General features: G+C 51.2%; 17 protein-coding genes and 1 other annotated feature. Of the genes, 13 read left to right on the forward strand and 4 right to left on the reverse strand.

Going from position 1 to position 20,431, the window contains the following annotated elements; all coding sequences use genetic code 11:
• Positions 1-14: 14 nt before the first annotated feature.
• Genes PK629_11050 through PK629_11075 form a run of 6 tightly spaced genes read left to right on the forward strand, consistent with a single transcriptional unit; the run spans position 15 to position 4,658 of the window.
• Positions 15-1,211, forward strand: a complete 1,197-nt coding sequence (locus PK629_11050) for a putative glycoside hydrolase (protein ID HOP12017.1) — start codon at positions 15-17, stop codon at positions 1,209-1,211.
• A 10-nt stretch (positions 1,212-1,221) separates the two neighbouring features.
• Positions 1,222-1,953: an NTP transferase domain-containing protein gene (locus PK629_11055; GenBank protein ID HOP12018.1), complete on the forward strand. Its 732-nt coding sequence runs from the start codon at positions 1,222-1,224 to the stop codon at positions 1,951-1,953.
• Positions 1,950-2,474 (forward strand): SLOG family protein, encoded by a 525-nt coding sequence (locus PK629_11060; protein HOP12019.1) that lies wholly within the window; start codon positions 1,950-1,952, stop codon positions 2,472-2,474. Before PK629_11055 ends, PK629_11060 begins: the two co-directional genes overlap by 4 nt.
• 19 nt (positions 2,475-2,493) lie before the next feature.
• Positions 2,494-2,934 (forward strand): dUTP diphosphatase, encoded by a 441-nt coding sequence (dut, locus tag PK629_11065; protein HOP12020.1) that lies wholly within the window; start codon positions 2,494-2,496, stop codon positions 2,932-2,934.
• A gap of 51 nt (positions 2,935-2,985) precedes the next feature.
• Positions 2,986-3,705 carry a TIGR01906 family membrane protein gene (locus PK629_11070; GenBank protein HOP12021.1) on the forward strand — a complete coding sequence of 240 codons (720 nt, stop codon included), beginning with the start codon at positions 2,986-2,988 and terminating at the stop codon, positions 3,703-3,705.
• Positions 3,702-4,658 (forward strand): hypothetical protein, encoded by a 957-nt coding sequence (locus PK629_11075; GenBank protein ID HOP12022.1) that lies wholly within the window; start codon positions 3,702-3,704, stop codon positions 4,656-4,658. The genes PK629_11070 and PK629_11075 overlap by 4 nt, the downstream gene beginning before the upstream one ends.
• 109 nt (positions 4,659-4,767) lie before the next feature.
• Here the strand turns inward: PK629_11075 and ugpC are convergent, their stop codons facing one another.
• Positions 4,768-5,892 (reverse strand): sn-glycerol-3-phosphate ABC transporter ATP-binding protein UgpC, encoded by a 1,125-nt coding sequence (ugpC, locus tag PK629_11080; GenBank protein HOP12023.1) that lies wholly within the window; start codon positions 5,890-5,892, stop codon positions 4,768-4,770.
• Positions 5,893-6,308: 416 nt separating this feature from the next.
• Here ugpC and PK629_11085 point away from each other — a divergent pair, with 416 nt between their 5' ends.
• From PK629_11085 to PK629_11115, 7 genes are all read left to right on the forward strand, one after another.
• Complete coding sequence (locus tag PK629_11085) at positions 6,309-8,093, forward strand: L-fucose isomerase (protein ID HOP12024.1); 1,785 nt, start codon at positions 6,309-6,311, stop codon at positions 8,091-8,093.
• A 53-nt stretch (positions 8,094-8,146) separates the two neighbouring features.
• Complete coding sequence (locus tag PK629_11090; protein HOP12025.1) at positions 8,147-9,220, forward strand: sialidase family protein; 1,074 nt, start codon at positions 8,147-8,149, stop codon at positions 9,218-9,220.
• Position 9,221: 1 nt separating this feature from the next.
• Entirely contained in the window at positions 9,222-10,712 is a 1,491-nt protein-coding gene (locus PK629_11095; protein ID HOP12026.1) for an ABC transporter substrate-binding protein, read from the forward strand.
• A 119-nt stretch (positions 10,713-10,831) separates the two neighbouring features.
• Complete coding sequence (locus PK629_11100; protein HOP12027.1) at positions 10,832-12,142, forward strand: phenylacetate--CoA ligase; 1,311 nt, start codon at positions 10,832-10,834, stop codon at positions 12,140-12,142.
• A 34-nt stretch (positions 12,143-12,176) separates the two neighbouring features.
• Positions 12,177-12,436, forward strand: a binding site (T-box leader).
• Positions 12,437-12,514: 78 nt separating this feature from the next.
• Positions 12,515-14,149 carry an AMP-binding protein gene (locus PK629_11105; protein ID HOP12028.1) on the forward strand — a complete coding sequence of 545 codons (1,635 nt, stop codon included), beginning with the start codon at positions 12,515-12,517 and terminating at the stop codon, positions 14,147-14,149.
• Between the two features lie 123 nt (positions 14,150-14,272).
• Positions 14,273-14,914: a corrinoid protein gene (locus PK629_11110; GenBank protein ID HOP12029.1), complete on the forward strand. Its 642-nt coding sequence runs from the start codon at positions 14,273-14,275 to the stop codon at positions 14,912-14,914.
• A 247-nt stretch (positions 14,915-15,161) separates the two neighbouring features.
• Positions 15,162-15,812, forward strand: a complete 651-nt coding sequence (locus PK629_11115; GenBank protein ID HOP12030.1) for an HAD family hydrolase — start codon at positions 15,162-15,164, stop codon at positions 15,810-15,812.
• Between the two features lie 73 nt (positions 15,813-15,885).
• Here PK629_11115 and PK629_11120 read toward each other — a convergent pair whose 3' ends face one another.
• The 3 genes from PK629_11120 to PK629_11130 all read right to left on the reverse strand — a co-directional run bounded on the left by PK629_11120 (position 15,886) and on the right by PK629_11130 (position 20,235).
• Positions 15,886-16,866 (reverse strand): DUF2961 domain-containing protein, encoded by a 981-nt coding sequence (locus PK629_11120; protein ID HOP12031.1) that lies wholly within the window; start codon positions 16,864-16,866, stop codon positions 15,886-15,888.
• Between the two features lie 107 nt (positions 16,867-16,973).
• On the reverse strand, positions 16,974-19,565 hold the full coding sequence (gene clpB, locus PK629_11125) for an ATP-dependent chaperone ClpB (protein HOP12032.1): 2,592 nt from the start codon (positions 19,563-19,565) through the stop codon (positions 16,974-16,976).
• A gap of 31 nt (positions 19,566-19,596) precedes the next feature.
• Positions 19,597-20,235 carry a hypothetical protein gene (locus PK629_11130; GenBank protein HOP12033.1) on the reverse strand — a complete coding sequence of 213 codons (639 nt, stop codon included), beginning with the start codon at positions 20,233-20,235 and terminating at the stop codon, positions 19,597-19,599.
• Positions 20,236-20,431: the final 196 nt, after the last annotated feature.

Here is a 20,431-nt window from a genome sequence, read left to right on the forward strand (position 1 = left end):
AGGAGGTCCCGCCCATGAAGGTCAAACGATCGAAGTATATGTACAGAAAAAAGCGCCCATGGCTGACGATATTATTGATCGTCGTCTGTGTCGCGGCGCTGTTCGGACTCGGTTGGCTGTTGTCAGCTGCTTTGCCCGGGCTGTCCGGCAAAGCGGAATCTTCCGTTCCGCCGACATCCGTTGCTTCATCGGTACCCGCTTCAATGACCTCGTCCGCGACTTCATCCGTTACCATCGGTTCTTCGAGTCTCGTTTCGGAGACCTCTATGCCCACTCCGGTTTCACAGCCGCTTTCAAGTATAAAAGCCGTCTCACCGCAGGGCGCTGCGCTCTATGATGACAGCTTACTCAGTCAATTCTGTTTGGACGCCAAAGCTGCCGGTGCAGACACAATCGTTATCGACGTCAAGACCGCTGATTCTTATGTGATTTATACAGACGTCGGCTTCAGCAAAACCATCGGCGCATCCACCCCCGAATACGCCGCCATTGCGACCACCGGCGGCATCGACCCGCTTTATACGGCCCGAAAAAACCTTTACAGCGTGGTCAGCACCATTAAAGCTAACGGCCTGCAGGCCGTTGCAAGAATTAATTGCTTTATGGACTGCAACGCCGGGCGCATCCTCAAAGGTGCAAAAACCATGACCGCCGACGGCTCGACTTGGATCGACGATTCTGTGGCAAACGGCGGACACAGCTGGCTGAATCCCTATTCCGAAGCCGCCAGGACTTATAATCTCACAATCGTCTCCGACTGTGCAGCCGCCGGATTCGACGCCGTAATTGCCGACTTTGTACAATTCCCGGTCGGTTATTCACTGGGGCTGATTGATTACGGTCCCGAGTCGCTCACAATAACCCGTGCGCAGATTTTAACCCAATTTATGCAGGATATGGTCGACGGTGCGAACATTCCCGTTTATTTAACTGTAAGAAATCTGACTGCTGAGGGCGCACTTGAATTCGGAGGAAGTCCGTTCGATTATCCCATCACGGGACTCTCAGGTTACGTCGCGGTGCTCAATTCGCCCACAATGCCACGCAAGACCGCCGCTTCCGGTCTGACTGCCGACATCGCTGCAGCAGACGCAGCTGAGGCTGCAGCCGTTTTCCCCGCCGATCAAACCGTCGTAATCGCAGTGATCGCCCCGCAGAACGACACCACAGCGCTGACCGGCTTTGAACAATACGCACAATTCATCAAATAGGAGAAAAATAATGATTAAAGGCATGAGAGCAATCGTACTTGCCGCCGGAAAAGGCACCCGGCTTTTGCGTGAGGGAGACGATTTTCCGAAGGCCATGAAGCCGCTGTGCGGGAAACCGATTTTGAGTTACGTTTTAAAATCTCTTAACTTTCTCGATAAAAAGGATATTTCCGTCGTGGTCGGCTACAAACGCGAAAAAGTACTCGATGCCTTTGACGGATACGATTTCGTTATACAGGAAGAACAGCTCGGAACCGGTCACGCGGTCAAAGTCTGCGAAAAGTCGTTTGAGGACTACGACGGTCCGGTGCTGATCATGCTCGGGGACATGCCGATGTTTAAACAGCAGACGCTCTTGGACATGTATGCCATTCAAATCAAAAACGGCGGTTGCGTTATTTTGACCGCCGTTAGCGAACGCAAGCTTCCTTATGGACGCATCATTCGGGATGAAAACGGAAAATTCGTCGGCGTGGCCGAAGAAAAGGACTGCACGCCGGAGCAGAAACTGATCAAAGAACTCAACCCGAGCATCTATGTTTTCGACGCAAAACAGCTCTTTTCCGCACTCGGAGAACTGCGTGCCGATAACGCCCAAAAGGAATACTATCTCACCGATGTTCCGACGATTCTGCAAAAACGTGGTATTCCGGTCACAACTCATACCATACGCGACGATGTCCAAATCATCGGGGTCAACACCGAGGAAGACCTCGAACTGTGCGCTGAATATATCAAATGAGCGGCGATCATAAGACCTTCACGGCCTGTTTCACCGGTCACCGTCCGGACAAGCTGCAAAAAGATCAGCTGCCGCACATCGCCGAAGCACTGCACGAGGAACTTTCCGGCTGCATTCGAAGCGGACACAGCCGTTTTATCTGCGGGATGAGCCGGGGATTTGATCTGATGTGCGCAAGGGCCGTGCTCAAGGCCAAATGGGAATATCCCAACGTCTTTCTGGAACTCGCTCTGCCCCACGCCGATCAGGCCGACCGCTGGAACGAGGCCGACAAGGCCGCTTATCACCATATCATCGAACGTGCCGACCTCGTGACCTGTCTTTCACCGAATTACGTCCGGGGCTGCATGCATGCCCGCAACCGCTACATGATCGACAATTCATCACTCTTGATCGCCTATTTTGACGGCTCTCCCGGCGGTACCGCGAGTACCGTGGAACTGGCTGTGAAGCGGAATATGGAAATACATAATCTATATCAAAATTCTGAAACGAACTGCGTTCATCACAGCAAATCATAAATAAAAAGGAAGAAACGAAATGCGCATCAGAATCAAACGGCTCACGCCCACTGCAAAACTCCCCGTCTATGCCACCGACGGCTCCAGTGCAGCCGACCTCTTTGCCGATATCGCTGAGCCGATTATACTCGAACCGGGCGAACGGTTTTTATTCCCGACCGGTATCGCGGCTCAGGTCGAGGGCAGCGGTTTTGGGCTGTTTGTCTTTGCACGCAGCGGTCACGGAAACAAACACGGCGTCACGCTCAGCAACAGTGTCGGCGTAATCGACAGCGATTATAGGGGCGAAATCCGCGTGGGTCTATCTAATCTCTCGGATGAACCGTACACGGTTATGCCCGGCGAACGGCTTGCCCAGATAGCGTTGATGCCGGTGGAACACGCCGAATTTTTCGAAGCCGAAGCACTCGACGAATCCGAACGGGGTGCGGGCGGTTTCGGCTCGACCGGAAAGCAATAAGGCTAAAAAATATATTATAAAAACTTCTTCTGTCAGAGGATGGTCATACTTATGTTAAAAAAAGTAATTTCCGTTTTATGTGCGTTCGCGTTTTTCTTTTTGATTATCGCCGCAATGTACACCGTCGTGCGCGGCGTCGGGTTGAACACCGGATTTTATAATAAGGAATATGCCGAACTCAATACTGCGGCTGACCTCGGAATGTCGCATGAAGACCTGATGAACGCCACCGAAACGCTGATCGACTATATCAAGGGCGATCGCGATAATATGGATGTGACCGCAACAATCAATGGCGTCCAACGCGAAGTTTTTAACGACCGCGAAAAAGCGCATATGGTCGACGTTGTAGCCCTGTTTAACGGCTGGAACACTTATAAAATTATCTGTCTGATCGCCTGCCCGTTCATCTTTGCGGCCGGTTTTTTCTCGGTCTCGGAGAACCGCACGCGTTACTTTGCCAAACGTTATATCGCAGGAGCAGCGATGTTCTTTGTGATTTTAATTGCGGCAGGCATCTGGGCCGCGATTGATTTCAATTCTCTTTGGACGCATTTTCACCTGTTGTTTTTCCATAACGACCTGTGGCTGCTCGACCCCAACACCAGCGTGATGATTAATATGTTCCCCGAAAAATTCTTTAATGATATGGTAACACGCATTATTGTTCTGACAGCCGCCGCCGTACTGATCCCGCTGGCTGCTTCGATTGTGTGTTTGGCGAGAAAGAAAAAAGAGAATAACACAAATGAATTGGAGGTTAGGTCATGAATATAAAATTAAAATGTCCATTCTGCAAAGGAACAATGAATTCTACAATTGAAATAAATGGGACTTATTTTAATTGCAATTCATGCAGATGCGGTTTTACAATTCTTGATAGTATATATGAAATGCCCGAGAATGAAGTAAATAAAATATTAAATTTAATATATGAATTTATTCTTCGTCATCCTTTATATGAAAAGCATAAATATCAATTTTATTTTGACAATTCTGACTCTATTAACGATGCTTTACCACCTTACATTATAAATATAGCAAATGAATTTAAAAATTACCCTAAGAACGCTATTGAAAAGATAAATAGGGTTTTAATCAATTTATCCATTCGTTATCCAAACATAGGTGACGCGATTGATTGGTCTCACGAAAATGAATATCGTCTTTTATTCTGCGATACTGAAAATCAAGAACAAGAAGCGAAAGCAATAATAAACTATTTAATAAACCTAAACTATATAGATGGAGATTCCTTATCGGGTACCGGAAAAATTTTGTTTAAGGGATGGGAAAAGATCGAAGAATTATCAAAGACTTTAGTAAAAAATCAAGGATTCATTGCGATTGGATATAAAGATACAGAATCAATTATAAAAACAATTAAGGAGACAATTGAAAATGATTGTAATATTAAATTTATCGCTATGGTCATAAGCGAAAAACAATATAACGGGCAAATTGTTCCCGAAATATTTTATGAAATTCAGCAAAGCAAATTTGTTGTCGTTGATGTAACAATTCCGAATTATGGTGCTTACTATGAAGCAGGTTATGCTGAGGCATTAGGTAAACCGGTAATAGTTTGTTGCCGAAAGAAAGAATTTGACGATCCAAAAAGAAAACCTCATTTTGATATAGCGCAAAAATCTTCTGTTATCTGGGAAGATGAAACTGATTTACGAGAACGTTTAAAAAAGCGAATTGAAGCAACTGTAAAATAATTAATCTTTCTTACAACCATAAAACTATTTTATAGAGCAATAAAATTTGATTTTTCCATTAAAAGAGCCGCGGTCTCCCACGGCTCTTGATTTTACTGTGTTTTGAATTTTAGTCGACGATGATCTGTTCGTCTTCGCGGTCGAAGCAGTGAACACGGTTAGTGTCGATCGCAAGTCGGATCGTGGAGCCGTCCTTGGTGGTCGTGGTCGGCTTGACGCGCGCAGTCATGCTCTGGCCTTCGCAGGACAGGTAGAGGTAGGTCTCGGAACCCATCGGCTCGGTGACTTCGACAAAGGCCTCAAAAATCGCATCGGGATGTGCCTCGAGGAAGTCAGCTTCGTCGTGCATATCTTCGGAACGGACGCCCATGATGATGGTGTTGTCGAAATAGTTTCTGAAGAACTCTCTTTTGTATTTTTCCGGCGGGAGTTTGAACAGGAACTTCTTTTGCTCACCGTATTCGAAACCGACACAGTTGCCCATGTCAATCACTCTGCCTTCAAGGAAGTTCATCATCGGGGAGCCGATGAAGCTTGCGACAAACAGGTTTGCCGGATGGTTATAGAGTGTATCAGGATCGGCGACCTGCTGAATATAGCCGTCTTTCATGACGACGATACGGTCGGCCATGGTCATGGCCTCGACCTGGTCATGCGTGACGTAAATAAATGTAGTACCGAGTTTGTTGTGCAGTTTCGAGATCTCGGTTCTCATCTGGTTTCTGAGTTTTGCGTCGAGGTTGGACAGCGGCTCGTCGAGCAGGAACACCTTCGGTTCGCGGACGATTGCACGACCAAGTGCAACGCGCTGACGCTGACCGCCGGAAAGCGCTGCCGGTTTACGGTCAAGGAACTTTTGAATATCGAGGATACGGGCGGCCTCTTTAACGCGGCGCTCAATATCTTTCTTGGGAATTCCGTGCAGGCGCAGACCGAACGCCATATTTTCATAGACGCTCATATGCGGATACAATGCGTAATCCTGGAACACCATCGCGATGTCTCTGTCCTTCGGGGCGACATTGTTGACTAGACGATCGTCGATGTAGCACTCGCCGCTCGAAATCTCCTCCAAACCGGCTACCATGCGAAGGGTTGTTGACTTACCGCAGCCGGACGGGCCGACCAGAATGATAAATTCCCTGTCCTTTATTTCAAGATTGAAGTCTGTAACAGCGAGTTTATCGTTGTTCGGATATTTTTTGCAGACATTCCGCAGTGACAATGTTGCCATTTCTGTTCCTCCTATAATAACATACGCCCTAGCTACGCCGAAAGCAATACGCTGAAGCGCACGTCGAAGCGTTATATGCAACATTATTTTAGCACAGTTGAGCGAAAAAATGAATAGTCCGGCACCTCGGTGAAGTGCCAAAGTTGACTTTTCGCGTTTGTACAAATTGTACATTTTATGAGCATTTAGCACAAGTTTGACTTTTTGGATTTGTACATGATGTACGTTTTTTAAAATCATATCGTCGTTTCCTGCCCGATTTTTCACTCAAAATTCACAATAATGTCTATTTTTTGCACTCATATGCCTTTTAGAACTATTCAAATCGAAAAAATTTATATCCGCGCATGCATATTGACAGTAAAATTGGTTTGTAATAAAATAGGCAAAAGAGACCAATGAGGAGGTTTTAATGTATGGTATATCCCAAAATCGGCATTCGCCCCACGATCGACGGCCGCTGGGGCGGCGTGCGCGAATCACTTGAAAAACAGACCATGGGAATGGCGGAAGCTGCCGCAAAACTCATCTCCGACAATCTCAGATATCCCGACGGAACACCGGTGAAATGTGTTGTTTCCGACACGACCATCGGCGGAGGCGCCGAAGCCGCGGCCTGTGCCGAAAAGTTCTCCGGTGAATCGGTTTGCGGTACTTTGACGGTCACACCCTGCTGGTGCTACGGCAGCGAGACCATGGACATGGATCCGACCACCGTGAAAGCGGTCTGGGGTTTTAACGGCACCGAACGCCCCGGCGCGGTCTATCTGGCGGCTGTTATGGCGGCTCATGCCCAAAAAGGGCTGCCGGCATTTTCGATTTACGGACATGATGTTCAGGATGCGGGAGATTCCGGCATCACACCCGACGTCGAGACCAAGATTCTGCAATTTGCCCGCTGCGCCGTTGCGGTAGGCCTGATGAAAAACAAGTCCTATGTCAACTTCGGCAGCATCTCGATGGGCATTGCGGGTTCTTACTGCGACGCGGATTTCTTCCAGAAATACCTCGGCATCCGCGCCGAATGGTGCGATCTGACCGAAGTTTTACGCCGCATGAAACTTGAAATTTACGACCATGACGAATACGACCGCGCATACGCGTGGATTAAAAAGAACTGCAAAGAGGGCTTCGACTGCAACGCCGGCAAGAACCTGCCCGAAATCATCACCAAGTCCAAGGTTATCGATCCCGACAAGGACTGGGAATTCATCACGAAATTCAGTTTGATCGTACGTGACGTGATGCTGGGTAATCCGGTTCTCGACAAAATGGGCTGGCATGAAGAGGCCCTCGGCAAAAACGCTATCGCGGGCGGTTTCCAGGGTCAGCGCCACTGGACCGACTGGCTGCCCAACGGCGACTTCACCGAAGCGATTATGAACTCGACCTTCGACTGGAACGGCGCACGCACGCCGGTGACTTTCGCCACCGAAAACGACACGATGAACGGTGTCGCCATGCTGTTGGGCTATCTGGTCTCCAATACCGCGCCGCTGTTCTCCGACGTACGCACCTACTGGAGTCCCGAGGCGGTTAAACGCGTGACCGGCAAATCCCCCAAGGGCATCGCCAAGGACGGTTTTATCCATCTGATTAACTCGGGCGCAACCGCACTCGACGGCACCGGCGCAGCCAAAAACGCCAAAGGCGAGGGCTGCATGAAGCCGTGGTGGGAAATGACGGACAAGGACATCGACGCCTGTCTGAAAGCCACCGACTGGTGCCGCGCCAATTATGAGTATTTCCGCGGCGGCGGATTCTCGTCGCACTTCCGCACGCAGGCCGAAATGCCCCTGACGATGATCCGCGCCAACATGGTCGACGGCATCGGTCCGGTATTGCAGATCGCCGAGGGTTATTCGGCCACCCTGCCCGACGATATTCATGAAAAACTCGACAAGCGCACCGACCCGACATGGCCGACCACTTGGTTTGTGCCGAAACTGACCGGAGAAGGCGCATTCAAGGACGTTTACAGCGTCATGGCCAACTGGGGCGCCAACCACGGTGCGAGCGTCTACGGACACGTCGGCGCGGAATTGATCACGCTGGCCTCGATGCTGCGTATCCCCGTCGCACTGCACAACGTCGAGGACACCCGCATCTTCCGCCCGCATGCCTGGTCGGCATTCGGCACCGACGAACTCGAGTCGGCCGACTACCGCGCCTGTGCGCACTACGGCCCGATGTATAAATAAAGATCAAATCTGCTGCGCGGGCGAATGTCCGCGCAGCAGTCAAGAATGTGAGCATGATGAAAAAGATCGGAACACCTGTTTATGAGCTGCCGCCTTCGAAAGGAACCCCCCGTAACAGCGAGGGTGCTTTTCTGCGTTTAAAAAACGGTCATCTGATGTTTGCATACAGCCGCTATCACGGAGACAGTTGGGGCGACGCCGCCGGCTGCGACATCGCCGCAGTTCTCTTTGACGGTAAAACGTGGAGCGATCCGGAGATCTTGTTTTCTGCAAAAGATTTCGGGACGAAAAACATCATGAGCGTCTCATTGCTGCGTTTGGGCAAAGACGACATCGCCCTGTTTTTCCTCGTCCGAGATTCGAAAGACGGCAAGTCGGATATCCGTGAACACATCTCGCACAGCCGTGATGAAGGCAAGACCTGGAGCCGACCAATCTGCTGTATCGCCGAACCCGGATACAACGTCACCAACAACGACCGTGTGGTTCAGCTGAAAAGCGGGCGCCTGCTTGTCCCCTGTTCTCTGCATAAAAACTTTGCCTCGGATCAAAAATTCGCCAGACGCGGGAGCATCCGCTTCGTCTGTTCCGACGATCTGGGAAAGACCTGGCACAATCTCAGCGGTATTTATGACTCCGAAAGCCGATTTGATGAGGCGGGTTATCAGGAGCCGGGTGTTATCGAACTTGATGACGGACGGTTATTCAGCTGGAACCGCACCGATTTAGGACATCAATACGAGATGTTATCCTCCGACGGTGGTGAGACCTGGACTTCACCCAAACCCTCGATTTTCACCGCTCCGTGTTCTCCGCTCTCGATGAAACGCTTGCCGGACGGCAGATTGTTTGCGGTCTACAATCCCATCCCGAACTACAACACCCGTGATTATACCAAAGTCGGCTGGGGACGTACCCCTTTGGTCGGTACGTTGGTGAACCAAGACGTGACGAAAATCGAACAGACCTTTGTGATCGAAGACGACCCGGAAGCGGGCTATTGCTACTGCGCGATTTATCCCGAAGCCGACCGCATGTATTTGGCCTATTGCTGCGGCGACGCCCGCGACGAGGGCTGCCTGCAGCGTCTGCGTCTGACCGAAATACGGTATGAAGATTTAAATTGAATTGAAAAAGTTATTTGCTGTTTTTTTTGCGGTTCTGCTGACCGTCTGCCTGCTGCCGATGACCGGCTGCGGCAACAATCAAATTCAAATCGGGCTGGATGCGTTTCCGTCCACGCTCGACCCTCAGCTTGAGGCGCAGGAACCCGGCGCCTCTGTTTTCGGTTTTCTGTTTTCCGGGCTTCTGCAATACGGGAAGGACGGTATGCTCCATCCCGACGTTGCTGAACAGTTCTTTTTTTCTGAAGACGGAACAAAGCTGACATTTATTCTGCGCACCGACCGGCTTTGGCAGGACGGCACTCAGGTCACTTCTTATGATTTTGCGTTCGCCATTGAACGCGTCCTCTCCCCTGAAACCGAATCCGCCTATGCGAAAACCCTTTTTTCCATCGCAGGAGCGCAGGATTTTTACAATCAAGCGGCATCTGAGATATCAGGCATTTCCTGTCCGGATAAAAGCACGCTCATTTTAACGCTGGACTACACCGACGAAACCTTTTTATATGCCTTTGCAGCACCCTATCTCTCGCCCTGCAACGAAGACTTTTTCGACGCTTCGGAGGGATCATACGGCATGACTTCCGCAGAAACCCTGCTGAACGGCCCATATACCGTTTACAGCCGCGGCAGTACGCAAATCGTGTTAAAGAAACGTGACGGCGCCGAAAAATCGCTGCCCGATACGATTACATTTTTTATCAGCGAAGACCTTTCCGAGTCCGAATTGACTGCGCAGCTGGAATCCGGCAAAACCGCAATGGCAATCTACGACATCGAATTAGATGTCAGCGATGAGATTGAAGTTGAACCTGTCGAAAACCTAACCTGGGGAATCTGTCTCGGCATCGGAGAGGATACGGCAAGTCGGGACGAACGGCTTTTATATGCGCTTGCCTACGGTGGAATCGGCGAACTCCAACAGGAAAACCGGGTGACAAATCTCATGCCGGAGGCCTATGCGAACTTCTATCTCTCAAAAGCCCAACTCGCCCGCGCGGCAAATAACGACACCGCGAAAAACTTTTTAAGCGCACTGCTCTCCGCCTATGATCTCTCCGCGCTGCCTACCATTACCCTTTTGGTACCGGATGAAGACGAAGCCAGGGCTTTATCCGATCAATTGGTTCAGTTGTGGCAAAAAAACATAAACATCTTTATTACGCGTGAATATTACAGCCGCTCGAAAATCCTCTCGCTGATGAGCAGCGGGGACTACGATGCCGCACTGCTTCCCATCGAATATACCCAGTCGACGCCGGCCGCTTTTTACCGGGATCTGTGCGCACAGATCGGCGCATCCGACGAACTCAACGCACAACTCGATGCGATCGAGGCCTACTCCGATCAGGACTTCGCCAAGGCAGCAGAGCAGATTTTATTCGACAGCAAACGTATCTTCCCCCTACAGGAGGGATGTATATATATTTATTCACAATCCGATTTAACGCATATTTATTACAATCGGAGGGTCGGAATCGTCGATTTACAGTAAATTTGCTTGCATCCTGACCTTACGTGTGTTATAATCCTTGAAAATGCGGGGAAATCGCTTCGGACAAGTCGCCGCGCGGTTTTCCCTGTTTTCGTATTTTTTAAAAGGTGGTATTGTCTATGCGTTATTTTGACCGCAAGCACGAATGCATGTCCGCAGACGAAATGAAAAAAATCCAGGATGAGCGTCTGATCAACACCGTTGAGCGGGTTTATAATAACGTACGATTTTATCACGACAGAATGGATGAACACGGCCTCAAACCGTCCGATATCAAAGGAATACAAGATCTGCATAAACTCCCGTTTATGACCAAAGCCGATCTGCGCGATTATTATCCGTTCGGCTGCTTTGCCGTCCCGAAAGAGAAAATCGTCCGCATTCACGCCTCATCCGGTACGACCGGAAAACCGATCGTCGTCGGCGTCACGAAAAACGATATTAAAATCTGGGCGGACTGTATGGCACGTTGTTTGGCGATGACAGGAGCGACAAAACACGACGTGATTCAAATTTCCTATGGTTATGGGTTGTTCACCGGCGGTCTCGGCGCACATTACGGCAGCGAACGTCTGGGCGCATTAACAATTCCAACCTCCGGCGGTAATACCGCGCGCCAGATTCAGCTGATGCAGGATCTGGGCTCCACGGTTTTATGCTGCACACCGTCGTATGCATTGTATTTGGCTGACTATATCCGCGACAACAACATCCCGTTGTCCAATTTTAAACTCAAGGCCGGTGTGTTCGGCGCAGAACCATGGTCGGAATCGATGAAAGAGGAAATCGAACAGCGGCTCGGACTTAAGGCCTATGATATTTACGGTCTCTCCGAGGTTATGGGGCCCGGCGTCGCGATGTCCTGTAATCACGGCGAAGGTCTTCACGTCAACGCCGATCACTTTGTCCCCGAAATCATCAATCCCGAGACCGGCGAAGTTCTGAAGGAAGGCGAAACCGGTGAACTCGTATTTACATGCATCACCAAAGAGGCGCTGCCGATGATCCGCTACCGCACCCGCGACCTGTCTTCCCTGACCTATGGCACCTGCGAATGCGGCAGAACCCTGCCTAAGATGAAAAAAGTCATCGGCAGAAGCGACGACATGCTCATCATCCGCGGCGTCAATGTCTTCCCGTCCCAGGTCGAAAGCGTCTTATTGTCGATGGGTCAAGTCGAACCGCACTATATGCTCTACGTCGACCGTAAAGGGTATCTGGACGAACTGTCGATCGAAGTTGAAATGACCTCGGAGATGTTCTCGGACAAGATCGAAAACATTTCTGCCATCGAGCGCAAGCTTCAAAATCAAATTCACGCCGTGCTCAACATCAACGCCGACGTGCGCCTCGTCGCCCCGAAATCGATTCCGCGCAGCGAGGGCAAGGCCAAGCGCGTGATTGACCGCCGCAACCTTTTTAATAAATAATTTGACATCATTTTTTCGATATGCTACAATTCCCTCACCGGCCATGACCGGGAAGAAGTAGAAAGAACGCTGCCCCAAAGAGAGCTGCCGGATGGTGAGAGGCGCGGGGAAAGCCCTTTTGAATACATCCCGAGAGCCGCGCCCCGAAAGGTTTCCGAGTAGGCGGCGACGGGTCCGCCCGTTACAGCGGCAGGATATGTCTAAGCAACTTGTTGCTTCTGCTTACCCGCAGAGGCGTCCGGTGTGAACCGGATGCAAACCGAGGTGGTACCGCGATTTTTTATCGCCCTCCGTTATTACGGCACATGCATATTTAAAGCATGTTTCCCGTAAACGGGGGCGTTTTATTTTATCTGAAAGGATTTGCCCGACATGATTATTACGGATTTTCTCGAACGAAATGCACGTCTGCACCCGACCGAGGTTGCGCTGGTCGAAATCAACCCCGCCCTGCATCCCGAACATGTGACCTGGCGCGAATTCAACCTGATCGAATCGGCGCCGGGCGGCAAATACCGCCGCGAGATGACCTGGCGTGATTTTGACATCAAAGCCAACCGATTCGCCAATCTTTTACTCAGCCGGGGCATCAAAAAAGGCGATAAGGTCGCCGTTTTGCTGATGAACTGCCTCGAATGGCTACCGATCTATTTCGGCATTCTCAAGACGGGCGCGCTGGCCGTGCCGATGAACTACCGCTACGCCGCCGATGAGATCAAATACTGCCTCGATCTCTCGGACGCCACAACCCTGATCTTCGGACCGGAATTTGTCGGGCGCATCGAGCAGATTGTGGATTCGTTGACGAATGTCAAACGCATGTTCTATGTCGGCGCCGATACGCCGGCTTTTGCTGATAACTATGATGAATATGTGGGTTACTGCTCCTCGATTGCCCCGGCGGTCGAACTGACAGAGGACGATGACGCGGCTATCTATTTCTCCTCCGGCACAACCGGATTCCCCAAAGCAATTCTGCATTCGCACAAAGGACTTGTGGCCTCCTGCCAAACCGAACAGAATCACCACTCGCAGGGCCGCGACGACGTATTCCTCTGCATTCCGCCGCTCTATCACACCGGCGCGAAAATGCACTGGTTCGGCAGCTTGCTGGCCTGTTCCAGAGCGGTTTTGCTGCGCGGCGTCAAGCCCGAATGGGTGCTGCGGGCAGTTTCAGATGAGCACGCGACGATTGTATGGCTCTTGGTACCGTGGGTGCAGGATATTCTGGACAGTATCGAACGCGGCGACATCAAACTCGAAAATTATGATCTCGACCAGTGGCGGCTGATGCACGTCGGTGCTCAGCCGGTGCCGCCGAGTTTGATCAAACGCTGGAAACAGGTCTTCCCGCACCACGACTACGACACCAACTATGGATTATCGGAATCGCTCGGACCGGGCTGCGTGCATCTGGGCGTGGAGAATATTCACAAAGTCGGCGCGATCGGTAAGGCCGGCTATCTATGGGAGACCAAGATCGTCGATGATACCGGATCGGAAATCAAAGAGAGCGAAACCGTCGGCGAACTGGCCGTTAAAGGCGTCGGCGTGATGAAGTGCTATTATAAAAATCCCAAGGCGACGGATGAAATTTTAAAAGGCGATTGGCTGCTGACCGGCGATATGGCCAAATATGATGAGGACGGCTTCATCTACCTTGTCGACCGTAAAAAAGACGTGATCATCACAGGAGGCGAAAATCTTTATCCCGTTCAGATTGAAGATTTCCTGCGTCGCAACAACAAGCTAAAAGATGTGGCCGTAATCGGTTTGCCCGACGACCGTCTGGGTGAAATTGCCGCTGCCATCGTCGAAGTCAAACCCGGCATGACCTGCACCGAAGCCGAACTCGAGGACTTCTGCGCAGAAATGCCGCGTTACAAACGCCCCAGAAAGTTCATCTTCGATATCGTGCCGCGCAATCCGACCGGAAAAATTGAAAAACCGAAGCTGCGCGAAAAATACTGCGGCGGCCGTCTGGTCGAAAAGCAGACGACAAAATGAATCCATACAGAAAAACCTTTATAGAAATCAAAATATTTTTATAAAGTTTCGGTTTTTCTTGTGGTAAAATATTAACAGCCGCAAAGCGGTAATAAAACACATAATTTGCACGGAGGAATTGCAATGACAATTTTCGAAGAAATTTCCGAGATGCTGCAAAAAGGCAAACGGAAGGACGTCGAAGCCCTCGTTCAGAGTGCCATCGACCAGAAGATCCCTGCCGGTGAAATTCTTGATAAAGGTCTGCTCGCCGGTATGACCATCATCGGTACCAAGTTCAAGAACAACGAGGTTTATGTCCCCGAAGTCCTGATCGCCGCCCGTGCAATGAATGCCGGCGTCGCACTGCTCAAGCCGCTGATGGTGGCTGAAGGCGTCAAATCCAAGGGCAAGGTCTGCATCGGCACCGTCAAAGGCGACCTGCACGACATCGGCAAAAACTTGGTCAAGATGATGATCGAAGGCCAAGGCATCGAAGTCGTCGACCTCGGCACCGACGTCTCTCCCGAGACATTCGTCGAAACCGCAAAGACCCAGAACTGCCAAATCATCTGCTGCTCCGCGCTGCTGACCACCACGATGGGCGCCATCGGCGACGTCGTCAAAGTGGCCGAAAAAGAAGGCATCCGTAACAAGGTCAAGATCATGGTCGGCGGAGCGCCTGTCACCGACGCGTTCTGCAAACAGGTCGGCGCCGATTACTATACCGCTGATGCCGCATCCGCCGCTGAAGTTGCTCTTCAGATCTGCGAAGGCAAAATGTAATTAACCCAATTCAAATGAATTTTAAAAGCGGTGACGACAATTCTGCCGTCGCCGCTTTTTGAAAATGTAGGGGCGGATAATATCCGCCCAGCGGCGCGACGCCGCTCTCAAACGTGAAACTGAACCTATTGATATCGTAAATTCATAAACAGCGAATATTATATGCGGGCGGATGATATCCGCCCCTACATTATATCTAATATTAACATATGAGCGCATTCATGTGCTCCGGTTAGGAAACAAAAATATGAAACCATACAAAACTGTTTTATTCGACCTTGACGGCACGCTGACCGACCCGGGGTTGGGCATCACCAATTCGGTCAAAGTCGCATTGGAACAGTTCGAAATTCATGTTGAGGATAACCGGGAACTCTACCCGTTCGTCGGCCCGCCGCTCATCGAGTCGTTTATGAAATTTTACGGACTCTCACGGGAACAGACCGACGTTGCGATCGGATATTTTCGCGAATATTTTCAGGACAAGGGCATTTTCGAAAATGTGCCTTATGAAGGTATCAACACGCTTTTGGCCGATCTGAAAGCCGCCGGAAAAACGCTGGTGGTTGCAACCTCCAAGCCCGAGGTTTTTGCCAAACGGATTTTGGAGCGTTTTGATCTGGCGCAGTATTTCACTTTTATCGCAGGCGCGAACCTCGACGAGACCCGAACCCTGAAAAGCGAGGTCATCGAATATGCGTTGAACAACATCGGGCCGGTTACCATGTCCGAATGCGTGATGGTCGGTGACCGCGAGCATGATGTTTTGGGCGCAAAGGTGTTCGGTATGGACTCCATCGGCGTGTTGTACGGCTACGGCAGCCGCGAGGAGTTTGAAAAAGCCGGCGCGACTTATATTGCGGAGAGCGTGGAAGCGCTCAGGACGTTCATCCTGTAGGGAATGGTCTTGACCATTCCGTCAAAATATTGAACATCATAAAAACGAAAAGAGGAACGGTCAAGACCGTTCCCTACTTTTTATAATAATAAACGCAGCTTTCGAAGGATGCTTTTACGTCGTTTTGGTCGAGTGCGCGTTTGATATTGGGATTGAGCGACGGCAGCGCGGGATTGATCTCATGCTCGTAAGTGAATATATACCGGCAGCTTTTTTGAAACGAGATCGCATCGGCGGTACGCATGCGGGCCAGCCCGATGACCGAACCGCCGTTTTTCGTCTCTTCTTTGCGCAAAATGGCACAGACCCCGTCGCTCTCCAACTGTTCAAAGCCCCATGAAAACCCGTATAAATCCTCGGTACCGAGGTATTCCAAAGACGGAACGGATGCGCCGTCGAGGTAAAATTCGTTATTGGCCTCGCATAACAATTCGCCGTTTTTGCAAATCGGGTCATCAGCCGTGAGCAGCAGCCACTGACCGACAACCTTCCCCTGCCCTTTGATGTTGCAGAGTTCAACCGAGGCAAACGGAATGTTGAGCGCACCGGAGCGGTATTCGGCATACAGATACCCCATATCGTCGGGGAATTCGGATAAACGATCCCACTGTACATCGGCATAGCCCGTCATGTCTCTGTCCGTGGGGTTTTGAAGTGTGATTCTGATGTGTTTTCGAAACGGCATCGGCAGCCGGAAGTTGTTGGCGCGGTGAACTTTGGACACACAGCCCAAACTGAAAAAATTGCTCTTTGCGCCCAAGTCAAATACAAAATCATGCCACGGCATCTCGATGGACGGCACGGTCTCATTATCATAAAAAACGCGCACGATCAATTCATTTGCCGGTTCTTTGTTAAAATCAAGCCCACCGCGCGGCATAAACCGCGTGGCGTGAATACATGTTACGACACCGGGGCCGTCGGTTTCGAGCAGCGCAATCACCGAATGTGCCGTCAAGCGGGGCATGTCGGGGTATTTATCGTACGGCCAGGCGCTGACCGCGTTTTGGCTGACGGAATCAGTGAGTTTTGCAAGATCGCAGTTGTCGTTCATGTGATATCCTCTTTTCGAGTAAATTCGCCATCAAGGATAACACAGCCGCCGATAAAAAGCAATATGCAAAAAGCGCGGAACCGACAGGCTCCGCGCTTTTATGTGTTTTATTTCTTTGTGCAGACCAGCTCGCCGTCTTTGACGTCGAGCACCAATGTGCTGCCGGCAGAGATGTCGCCGCGCAAAATCTCTTTGGCGATCAGCGTTTCGGCCGCGCTCTGCAGATACCGTTTCAGCGGCCTTGCGCCGTAGAACGGGTCGAATCCCTTGTCGATGATGAAGTTCTTGGCCGCGTCTGTGATCTCGAGACCCAGCGTCTTTTCTGCAAGCCGCTTTTTCAAACTCTCGGTCAGAATGTCGATGATGCCGGTCAGGTTGGCTTTCGTCAACGGCTTGAACAGAATGATCTCATCCAGCCGGTTCAGAAATTCGGGGCGGAAAGCGTTTTTCACCTCATTCATAACCGCTGTTTGTGCTTCTTCGGTGATCTCGCCGTCAGGTGTGATGCCCTCAAGCAGATACTGGCTGCCCAGATTCGAAGTCAGAATCACAATCGTATTCTTAAAGTCAACCGTACGGCCCTGACTGTCGGTAATGCGGCCGTCATCGAGAATTTGCAGCAGGATATTGAACACGTCCGGATGCGCCTTTTCGACCTCATCGAACAGCACGACGCTGTACGGCTTGCGGCGCACCGCTTCGGTCAGCTGTCCGCCCTCGTCGTAGCCGACGTAGCCCGGAGGCGCGCCGATCAGCCGCGAGACGGAGAACTTCTCCATGTATTCGGTCATATCGATGCGCACGAGGTTGTGTTCGTCGTCGAACAGGCACTCGGCCAGCGATTTGGCGAGTTCGGTCTTGCCGACACCGGTCGGACCCAAGAACAGAAAACTGCCGATCGGGCGGTTCGGGTCGGCGATGCCTGCGCGTGAGCGCAGAATCGCCTCGGTGACCAGTTTGACGGCTTCGTCCTGCCCGATCACACGTTTATGAATGATCTCGTCGAGGTGCAGCAGTTTTTCGCGCTCGCCCTCCATGAGTTTAGAGACCGGAATTCCGGTCCATTTGGCCACGATGCCCGCGATCTCCTCTTCGGTGACGGTGTCGTGCACCAGTTCGTTGCCGCCGGTGCGTTTTTCACTGGCCGCGACGGCTTCGTCGAGCTGCTTTTCCAGTGCGGGCAGGTCGGAGTATTTCAGCTTTGCGGCTTTTTCGTATTCCAAATTGACCTGCGCCTGCTCAATTTCACCGTGCAGCTGCTCGATTTTGGCTTTGATATCTTTAACCTTGTCGACGCTGTTTTTCTCGGATTCCCAGCGCGCCTTCATGGCGTTGAACTGGTCTTTTTGTTCGGCCAGTTCGGCGGTCAGCTTGGAAAGCCGGTCGCGCGAGAGTTGGTCATCCTCTTTTTTCAGCGCCATCTCCTCGATCTCGAGCTGCATGATGCGGCGGCGCAGGTCGTCGAGTTCGGACGGCATCGAATCGATCTCGGTGCGGATCAGCGCGCAGGCCTCGTCGACGAGGTCAATGGCTTTGTCCGGCAGAAAACGGTCGGTGATATAGCGGTGCGAAAGGGTCGCGGCGGCCACCAAAGCGTTGTCGTGGATGCGCACGCCGTGGTAGATCTCGTAGCGTTCTTTCAGACCGCGCAAGATCGAGATGGTGTCTTCGACCGTCGGCTCGTCAACCATGACCGGTTGAAAACGCCGCTCCAAAGCCGCATCTTTTTCGATATATTTTCGGTATTCGTCGAGGGTGGTCGCACCGATACAGTGCAGTTCGCCGCGCGCCAGCATCGGTTTGAGCAGATTGCCCGCGTCCATGCTGCCCTCGGTCTTGCCCGCGCCGACGATGGTGTGCAGCTCGTCGATGAACATGATGATTTTGCCCTCGGCCTGCTTGACTTCGTTCAGCACGGCTTTGAGCCGCTCTTCAAATTCGCCGCGGTATTTTGCGCCCGCGATCAGCGCGCCCATGTCGAGCGCGAATATCGTTTTATCCTTGAGTCCCTCGGGTACGTCGCCGCGCACAATACGCTGGGCAAGTCCCTCGGCGATGGCGGTTTTGCCGACGCCGGGTTCGCCGATCAGCACCGGGTTGTTCTTGGTTTTACGCGACAGAATCCGAACGACATTGCGGATTTCGGCATCCCTGCCGATGACCGGGTCGAGTTCCTGCTTTTTCGCCCGTTCGACCAGATCGATGCCGTATTTTTTCAGCGCTTCATAGGTGCCTTCCGGATTATCCGAAGTCACGGGTGCGGTTTTCACTTTTGAAAGCTCCTCGTTGAAGCGCTCTTTGGTGATATTGTGCTGCGCAAAAAGCTTTTTAATCTGCGGCGTGCCCTCGGAGAACAATCCGAGCGCCAGATGCTCGACCGAGACGTATTCGTCGTGCATCTTCTCGGCGACCTTTTCGGCAAACCGAAGCACTTTTCCGGTCTCGGCGGAGGCGTAGACCTCACCGCTGCCGCTCGAGACCTTTGGCAGCGCACCGATCATGGTGTCGAGTTCGCCAAGCAAAGCGTCGCAGTCAACGCCCATCTTGGTAAACAGCGAACCGATCAACCCACCGTCTTGATCAATCAATGCATACAGCAGATGCTCGGGCATCAGGTACGGATTGCCGTTTTCCTGCGCCATGCCCTGTGCCGCATTGATGGTCTCAATGGTTTTTTGCGTATAGTTATTGGTGTTCATGTTGATTCCTCCCTGCTGTCAGGAAATTGATTTAAATAATGATTGCCCGTTTTGCAAAATCGCTTCTGTACTCTTTTTCCACGGCTTTCGCGCTTAGCTCTCCGGAAAGATAACCCTTTAACAATCGGTCGAGCAACTTGATATACTCCGAGATCACGCCCGCAATGTCGTCACAGGAGCAGTCCCTGCCCTGCGGCACGCCGATAGCCCGGACAAACCGCCCGTCATAGAGCGCGCAATCGACCGGTTCGGGCAGCGTTTCGTCCTCAATGTGCTTCCAAAGCCGGAAAAAGTCGGCCATTGCGTCGATCAGTGCCGCAGATTGGGTGCGGAAAATCACCGAGAGTTCGCCCAGCGAATCCTGCCCCGAACGGTATAAAGCGACCTCGTATTTGATGGTCGGCCGGTATTTATAGGCCAAACTGGATTTGAGCGACATCGTGAATGCGTTCGGCGCGAAGAACGGCACCAGTTCCGGCGACGGCGCAACCAGTTCTTCGATAGCGCGGAAGATATCGCCGACCCGGCGCTCCGAGGTGGTGACCGAAAAATACTCGGCCAATATCTGATTGACGAGATTGGAACGGTTTGTGCCGGTTTGATGGGCCATCAGATCGACTTCGCGCACGACGTCGTCCGAGAGCATTAAGCTGTAAAGTGTCTTTTTCAAAATGGAAGACCCCCTATCTTCAGGTACAAAGACAGTATACATCATTTTTATTATTTTGTCAATATATTTATATATTTTTATTTACGAGTTTAATATTTTTATTAGCGGTTTCAAAATTTGCTTTCGTGCGCCGTTTCGCCTTTTTGTAGGATTACAATTGATGTGTTACAAAAGGGAGGAGGAAAAAAAGAGTAGC

The organism is Oscillospiraceae bacterium, from assembly GCA_035380125.1.
Classification (GTDB): Bacteria; Bacillota; Clostridia; order Oscillospirales; family JAKOTC01; genus DAOPZJ01.